Consider the following 6854-nt stretch of genomic DNA (forward strand, 5'->3'; position numbering starts at 1 on the left):
CAGTACCTGTATTTTTAACCAGTTTTTAAAAGTTGACAAGTCATGGCCAATTCCCCTTCGCCTGAGTTGCGCCGCGTGGTCGTGCTGGGCACCGGCGGCACCATTGCCGGCAAGGCCGCCAGCAGCGGCGACAACATCGGCTACACGGCGGGGCAGGTGGGCGTGGCCGACCTGCTGGGCGGCATCACGGCGCCTGAGGGCGTGGCGCTGCTGGCGGAGCAGGTGGCGCAGCTCGACAGCAAGGACATGTCGCTCGACACGTGGCAAAAGCTCGCACGGCGTTGTGCCCATTGGCTGGCCGAGCCCGATGTGGCGGGCGTGGTGATCACGCACGGCACCGACACGCTGGAGGAGACGGCGTTCTTCCTGCACTCGGTGCTGGCTCCCTCGAAGCCCGTGGTCCTGACCTGCGCCATGCGCCCGGCGACGGCGTTGTCCCCTGACGGACCGCAGAACGTGCGCGACGCCATCAGCGTGGCCGCGACGGTGGGTGCAAAGGGAGTGACGGTGGTTTGTGCCGGCGCGGTCCACAGCGGCGTCGATGTGCAGAAGGTGCACACCTACCGGCTCGATGCATTCGCGTCAGGCGATGCGGGTCCGGTGGGCTATGTGGAAGAGGGCGAAGTGCGGCGCGTCAGGGCGTGGCCCGAGGGGGCTGCGGTGCCTGCGTCGAAGGTCTTGGGGGCGGGAGCTGTTCAGTGGCCTCGGGTCGAGATCGTCATGAGCCACGCCGGCGCGAGCGGTGCGGTCGTCGAGGCACTCCTGCAACCCGGCGGCGCCGAACCGGTGCGTGGACTGGTGTTGGCGGCAACCGGCAACGGCACGCTGCATCACGCCCTGGAGGCGGCGGCGCTCAAGGCCCGGGATGCGGGTGTGTCGGTGGTTCGTGCGACGCGTTGCATGAACGGTCGCATCCTGCCGAAGACCGGCGACCAGCTGCGAGATGCAGGCGCGCTGACGCCCGTGAAGGCGCGCATCGCGCTGATGCTCGAACTGCTCGGGTGAATCAAGGCCGCCCCGCGAAAGGGCGGCCGGGCCATCAGCTGTTCAGCGCAGTCAGTGCACGTTGCGTGATTTCGTCGACCGTGCCCACGCCCTTGATGGCGCGGTACTTCGGCGCGGCGGCCGGGTCGGTCTGGGCCCAGGCCGAGTAGTAGTCGACCAGCGGGCGCGTCTGCTGGCTGTACACCTCGAGCCGCTTGCGCACGGTTTCTTCCTTGTCGTCCTCGCGCTGGATCAGCTCTTCGCCCGTGACATCGTCCTTGCCTTCCACCTTGGGCGGATTGAACTTGACGTGGTAGGTGCGGCCCGATGCCGGGTGCGAGCGGCGGCCGCTCATGCGCTCGATGATGTCGCCGAAGGGCACATCGATCTCGAGCACGTAGTCGAGCTTGACGCCCGCCGCCTTCATGGCGTCGGCTTGCGGAATGGTGCGGGGGAAACCGTCGAACAGGAAGCCGCTGGCGCAGTCGGCCTGGGCGATCCGTTCCTTCACGAGATTGATGATCAGGTCGTCGCTGACCAGTGCGCCCGCATCCATGACGGCCTTGGCTTGCAGCCCCAGCGGCGTGCCGGCCTTGACGGCGGCGCGCAGCATGTCGCCGGTCGAGATTTGGGGGATGCTGTACTTCTGGCAGATGAAGGCCGCTTGCGTGCCTTTGCCCGCCCCGGGCGCGCCCAGCAAAATTAGTCTCATGGTGTCCTCGGACGGTTCTTAGATTTTGTGTCGCGCCACGCGTCGGCTTGGGGGCTGGGCAGGGCGGAGTTGCTTCGAGGATATCACGCGTGCCATCGGCGATTTGTCGCTGTCCCGACAGGCGCGGCAAGGCCTCAGGCGGCGGGGCCGGCCGCGAAGACCGCGCGCACGCGCGCCAGGTCTTCGGGCGTGTCGATGCCCGGTCCGGGCGCGACATGGCTCACGTGCACGGCGATGCGATGCCCGTGCCACAGCGCGCGCAACTGCTCGAGCGCTTCGGTCGCCTCGACCGGCGAGGGCGGCAGCGTCGGAAACTGGCGCACGAAGCCCGCGCGATAGCCGTAGATGCCGATGTGGCGCAGGGGTGCCGGCGTGGGCAGCACGGTCGGCGCCGCGCCGTTGGCGGAGCCGTCGCGCCACCACGGAATGGGGGCGCGGCTGAAGTACATGGCGTTGCCCTGTGCGTCGAGCACGGCCTTCACCACGTTCGGGTTCATGAAGTCGGCGAGCGAATCGATCTCGTGGGCGGCGGTGCTCATTGCGGCTTCCGCATGCACGGCCAGCGCCGAGGCCACGGCGTCGATCAGCGCGGGGTCGATCAGCGGCTCGTCGCCCTGCACGTTGACGACGATGTCGTCGCCGTCCAGGCCCAGTTGCTCGCAGGCTTCGGCCAGCCGGTCGGTGCCGCTGGGGTGGTCCTGGCGCGTGAGGATCGCCTCGACGCCATGCGCCTTGCAGGCGTCGATGATGGAGGCGTCGTCGCCCGCCACCACCACGCGCGCCGCGCCGGATTCACTGGCGCGTCGGGCCACGCGCACCACCATCGGCACGCCGGCGATATCGGCCAGGGGTTTGTTGGGAAGCCGCGTCGACGCCAGGCGCGCCGGCACCAGGACCGTGAAGCTCACAGCCCCAGCTCTTCGTCGGAAAGGGTGCGTGCTTCGTTCTCGAGCAGCACTGGAATGCCGTCGCGCACCGGGTAGGCCAGGCGCGCGCTGCGCGAACAGAGCTCCTGCTTCTCGGGGTTCCAGGTCAGCGGCCCCTTGGTGACGGGGCAGACGAGCAGTTCAAGCAGCTTGGTATCCATCGAGCGATGATAACTTTGCGTCGAGCGCGGTGAGGAATTCAGGCGAGGGCGCGAAGTGCAGCGGCACGGCCAGTGCGTCGGGGGCCTTGCGCCACAGCTTGACCGCGTCTTTCTCGGTGCAGATGAGCGGGCGGTCGTCGGTCGGGCGCTGCCAGGCGTCGAAGTCGTGGTGGTCGGGCAGGGCGATGGTTTCGGCGAGCGTGAGGTCGCGGGCGCGCAACATGTCGAAGAAGGCTTCGGGCCGGGCGATGGCTGCGAGCGCGGTCAGCGGCTTGCCTGCCAGGGTTGCCAGCGGCACGCGTTGGCCGTCGCTCGCCAGGGCGTAATCCGCGAGCCGTCGCCGGGCGGTGTAGCCGCCGGCGAACGCGGGTTTTTCTCCGCTGTGCAGCACGAGGTCGCAATGGCGTGGCCAAGCCTCGCGCAAGGGGCCCGCGGGCAGTCGCCAGCCGTTGCCGATGCCCCGGTCGTCGAACACGCAGATCTCGATGTCGCGGCCCAGCGCCAGGTGCTGCAGGCCGTCGTCGCTGACGACGACCTGGGTGGCGGGGTGACGGGCGAGCAGGGCGCGCGCCGCCTCGATGCGTTTGCGCGCGACGAACACCGGCGCTTTCGTGGCGTGGTGGATCAGCGCGGGCTCGTCGCCGACTTCGCGGGGATCGCTGTCGGCGAGCACTTCGCGGCAGTCGTCGGTGCGGCGGCCATAGCCGCGCGACACCACGCCCACCTGGATGCCGCGCGCGCGCAGATGCTGCACCACGGCCATCACCACCGGCGTCTTGCCGGCCCCGCCCGCAATCACGTTGCCGACCACGATCACCGGGACGGGCACGCGCTCGGACCGAAGCCAACCCAGGCGATAGAGCCAGCCCCGCACGGCGAAGAGCGCGGCATAGAGCAGCGACAGTGGCCACAGCAGGCAGGCCAGCGGGCCGCGACGCAGCCACGCATCCCGCAGCCGCGAGCCCGGCGGCGCCCCTGTGCTGCTGCGGCCTTCGGAAGAGGGCACTCAGTGCCCGGCTTGCGCCGTCGACTGGGCTGCGAAGGTGATCTGCATCAGGCCGGCGCGGCGCGCGGCTTCCATCACCGTGATCACGGCCTGGTGCGGGCTGGTGGCGTCGGCGCTGATGATCACCACGCTGTCCTTGCCGCCGGTGGCCGCGGCGGCGAGCGCGGCGGTCACGGCTTCCACGTTGCGGTCGGCCACGGGCGTCTTGTTGATCGAGTAGCGGCCGTCTGCCGATACCGCCACGATCACTTCCTTCGGATAGTCGCGCTGCGCGTCGACGTCCGCCGTGGGCAGGCGCAGCTGCATCTCGGTGAACTTGCTGTAGGTGGTCGACAGCATCAGGAAGATCAGGATCACCAGCAGCACGTCGATGAACGGGATCAGGTTGATCTCCGGCTCGTCGCGCGCGCCGTGGCGGAACTGCATGCGGGCGCGGGTCATTTGCGCAGGGCGTTCAGGTGGCGGGCAAAACGTTCGCCCGAGAGTTCGAGGTTCAGCAGGTATTCGTCGACGCGGCTGCGGAAGTAGCGCCAGAAAATCAGCGTCGGAATCGCCACGATCAGGCCGAAGGCCGTGTTGTACAGCGCGATCGAAATGCCGTGCGCCAGCTGCGCGGGGTTGCCCGAGCCGACAGCGCCGCTGCCGGGCGACTGAGAGCCGAAGATCTCGATCATGCCGATCACCGTGCCCAGCAGGCCCAGCAGCGGGGCGGCGGAGGCGATGGTGGCCAGGGCCGGCAGGTAGCGCTCCAGCTTGTGCGCCACGGTGCGGCCCGAAGCCTCCATGGCGGCGCGCAGGTCGTCTTCGGTGCAGCGCGGATTGGCGTTCAGCGCGCGCAGGCCGGCGGCCAGCACCTGGCCGAGCATCGAGTTGCGTTCGAGTTTGGTCACGATGTCGGGGCCGGGAATGGACCCGTGCGACACGGTGATGGTTTCGTCGAGCAGCTTCGGCGGCAGTACCCTCACGGTCTTCAGACTCGTGAAACGTTCTATAACCAGCGCGAGCGCAATGACCGAACAAGCGAGCAATGGCCAGATTGGCCAACCCGCGGCAACTATGATGGAAAACAAGAAAATCCTCCGGCCCGTAGACTGCAAATGCGCGGCGATTATCCACTGAGCCCACCATCGGCACGCGCCTTGTTTTTGTGTCGGCAAGGACGCACAGATTCTGTGGATAACTTTGTGATTAACCTGCTGCGCAACGCGTCCTAACCCGCATGGGATGGGCTTTTCGCTAGAACGACTGAATTTTGAGCAGCACTTTTTTCAATAAAATCAATGGCTTGCACGAGAAACCGTGCGCCTGTCCCGCCTTGGGGGCTGACAACGGGGCGCACGGCGCCTGTTGTGGAAGAGTGGCCTTCGGCCGTGCGTGCTTTTCGTGAGCTTGCGTGATGCGAATTCCGCGCCGGGTCCGCGCGTCTGGGCTGTCGGGGCCTTGTGCCATGCGGTTGCGGATGCGCTCGACGCGCGTTTCAACCCGGTCACCGTGCGCGGGGAAATCTCCGGTTTTTCGCGCGCGTCAAGTGGACATTGTTACTTCGCCCTCAAGGACGAGTCGGGACAACTGCGCTGCGCGATGTTCCGCCGCGCCGCCGGCCTGCTCGACTTTTCGCCGCGCGACGGCGACCAGGTCGAGGTGCGCGGTCGCCTCGCGGTGTACGAGCCGCGTGGTGATCTGCAACTGGTGGTGGAGAGCTTGCGGCGTGCGGGGCAGGGCGCCTTGTTCGAGCAGTTCATGCAGCGCAAGGCGCGGCTCGAAGCCGAAGGGCTGTTCGACCCGGCCCGCAAGCGTGCCCTGCCGACCATGCCGCGCGCGGTCGGGCTCGTCACGTCGCTGGGCGCTGCGGCGTTGCACGACGTCGTCACCGCGCTGCGGCGGCGCGTGCCGCACATTCCGGTGGTGCTCGCACCCGCGGCGGTGCAGGGGGCGAATGCACCGGGCGAGCTGGTCCGTGCGCTGCAGTCCCTTTATGCAATGGAGCCCGCTGTCGACGTGATCCTGCTGGTGCGGGGAGGCGGCTCGATCGAAGACCTCTGGGCGTTCAACGACGAGACCCTGGCGCGCACGATCGTGCAGAGCCCGGTGCCGCTGATCAGCGGCGTGGGGCACGAAACCGACTTCACGATCGCCGATTTCTGCGCCGATCTGCGCGCGCCCACGCCCACCGCGGCGGCGGAGCTCGTCAGCGCACCGCGCGACCTGTGGCTCGGCGCGCTCGACCTGCTCGAAGAGCGGCTCGATGACGCGCTGGGTGGCCGTCTCGACGTCCTCGGGCAGCGGCTCGATCAGGCGGCGGGCCGGCTCGGCCGTCCGTCGAACCTCGTCGCGCGTCAGCAACTTCGGCTGGCGCACCATGCGCAGCGCCTGCAGTACGCGATGCGATCGAAGCGCGAGCGCCTGGCGCAGGCGCCGCGATCCATGGCGGCCGACTTTCCATTGAAGCTCGAGCGCGCGGTGGCGCAGCGGCACGATCGCCTGGAGCGCATGGCCCTGCGCCTGCGGCTGCTCGATCCGGCATTGGTCTTGCAGCGCGGCTATGCATGGCTCACGGACGCCAACGGCCGTGCGGTCGTCAGTGCCAGGCAACTGGCGCCGGGTGACGCCGTCGTGGCACGGCTGGCCGACGGCGAAGTCGGCTTGACCGTCACGCCGGGCGACGTGACGGGAACGCGTCCGACGCGACCTCAATAATTACTTCCTAGAATCTTCAATTCCCACAACCAGACCCACGAGAAAAAACCATGGAACATGTGCTCCCACCCCTGCCGTACGCCCTCGACGCGCTGGCGCCCGAGTATTCGAAGGAAACGCTCGAATACCACTACGGCAAGCACCACAACGCGTATGTCGTGAACCTCAACAACCTGCAAAAAGGTACCGAGTTCGAAGCGATGACGCTCGAAGAGATCGTCAAGAAGTCCAGCGGCGGCATCTACAACAACGCCGCCCAGATCTGGAACCACACCTTCTTCTGGAACTGCATGAAGCCGCAAGGCGGCGGCGCTCCCAGCGGCGCGCTGGCCAAGGCCATCGATGCCAAGTGGGGCAGCTACGACGCG

Annotated in this window: 9 protein-coding genes; 3 read left to right on the plus strand and 6 right to left on the minus strand. The window is 67.8% G+C overall.

Annotated elements, in window-relative coordinates; all coding sequences use genetic code 11:
* Positions 1–42 precede the first annotated feature (42 nt).
* Entirely contained in the window at positions 43–1005 is a 963-nt protein-coding gene (locus tag BMG07_RS17765; protein WP_198085671.1) for an asparaginase, read from the plus strand.
* Positions 1006–1039: 34 nt separating this feature from the next.
* Here the strand turns inward: BMG07_RS17765 and adk are convergent, their stop codons facing one another.
* From adk to BMG07_RS17795, 6 genes are all read right to left on the minus strand, one after another.
* A complete protein-coding gene (adk, locus tag BMG07_RS17770) occupies positions 1040–1696 on the minus strand; it encodes an adenylate kinase (RefSeq protein ID WP_198085672.1) in 657 nt (218 codons plus the stop codon).
* Between the two features lie 134 nt (positions 1697–1830).
* Positions 1831–2604 (minus strand): 3-deoxy-manno-octulosonate cytidylyltransferase, encoded by a 774-nt coding sequence (gene kdsB, locus BMG07_RS17775; RefSeq protein WP_198085673.1) that lies wholly within the window; start codon positions 2602–2604, stop codon positions 1831–1833.
* On the minus strand, positions 2601–2783 hold the full coding sequence (locus BMG07_RS17780; RefSeq protein WP_007836935.1) for a Trm112 family protein: 183 nt from the start codon (positions 2781–2783) through the stop codon (positions 2601–2603). Before BMG07_RS17780 ends, kdsB begins: the two co-directional genes overlap by 4 nt.
* Positions 2764–3789, minus strand: a complete 1026-nt coding sequence (gene lpxK / locus BMG07_RS17785; protein ID WP_198085674.1) for a tetraacyldisaccharide 4'-kinase — start codon at positions 3787–3789, stop codon at positions 2764–2766. Before lpxK ends, BMG07_RS17780 begins: the two co-directional genes overlap by 20 nt.
* Entirely contained in the window at positions 3790–4215 is a 426-nt protein-coding gene (locus BMG07_RS17790) for an ExbD/TolR family protein (RefSeq protein WP_374221292.1), read from the minus strand.
* A gap of 11 nt (positions 4216–4226) precedes the next feature.
* Positions 4227–4859 (minus strand): MotA/TolQ/ExbB proton channel family protein, encoded by a 633-nt coding sequence (locus tag BMG07_RS17795; RefSeq protein WP_198085676.1) that lies wholly within the window; start codon positions 4857–4859, stop codon positions 4227–4229.
* Positions 4860–5172: 313 nt separating this feature from the next.
* Between BMG07_RS17795 and xseA the strand changes: the two genes are divergently transcribed.
* Positions 5173–6486 carry an exodeoxyribonuclease VII large subunit gene (xseA, locus tag BMG07_RS17800; RefSeq protein WP_307866997.1) on the plus strand — a complete coding sequence of 438 codons (1314 nt, stop codon included), beginning with the start codon at positions 5173–5175 and terminating at the stop codon, positions 6484–6486.
* A 50-nt stretch (positions 6487–6536) separates the two neighbouring features.
* Positions 6537–6854 (plus strand): superoxide dismutase (locus BMG07_RS17805; protein ID WP_374221291.1); only part of this gene is annotated, 318 nt, incomplete at its 3' end.

It is taken from the genome of Variovorax sp. E3 (genome assembly GCF_016082275.1).
Taxonomy (GTDB): Bacteria; Pseudomonadota; Gammaproteobacteria; order Burkholderiales; family Burkholderiaceae_C; genus Variovorax.

Bases quoted from the DNA above. Each gene is read 5' to 3' on its own strand.
- BMG07_RS17765 (WP_198085671.1), top strand. From the start codon at position 43: ATGGCCAATTCCCCTTCGCCTGAGTTGCGCCGCGTGGTCGTGCTGGGC.
- adk (WP_198085672.1), bottom strand. From the start codon at position 1,696: ATGAGACTAATTTTGCTGGGCGCGCCCGGGGCGGGCAAAGGCACGCAA.
- BMG07_RS17780 (WP_007836935.1), bottom strand. From the start codon at position 2,783: ATGGATACCAAGCTGCTTGAACTGCTCGTCTGCCCCGTCACCAAGGGG.
- BMG07_RS17790 (WP_374221292.1), bottom strand. From the start codon at position 4,215: ATGCAGTTCCGCCACGGCGCGCGCGACGAGCCGGAGATCAACCTGATC.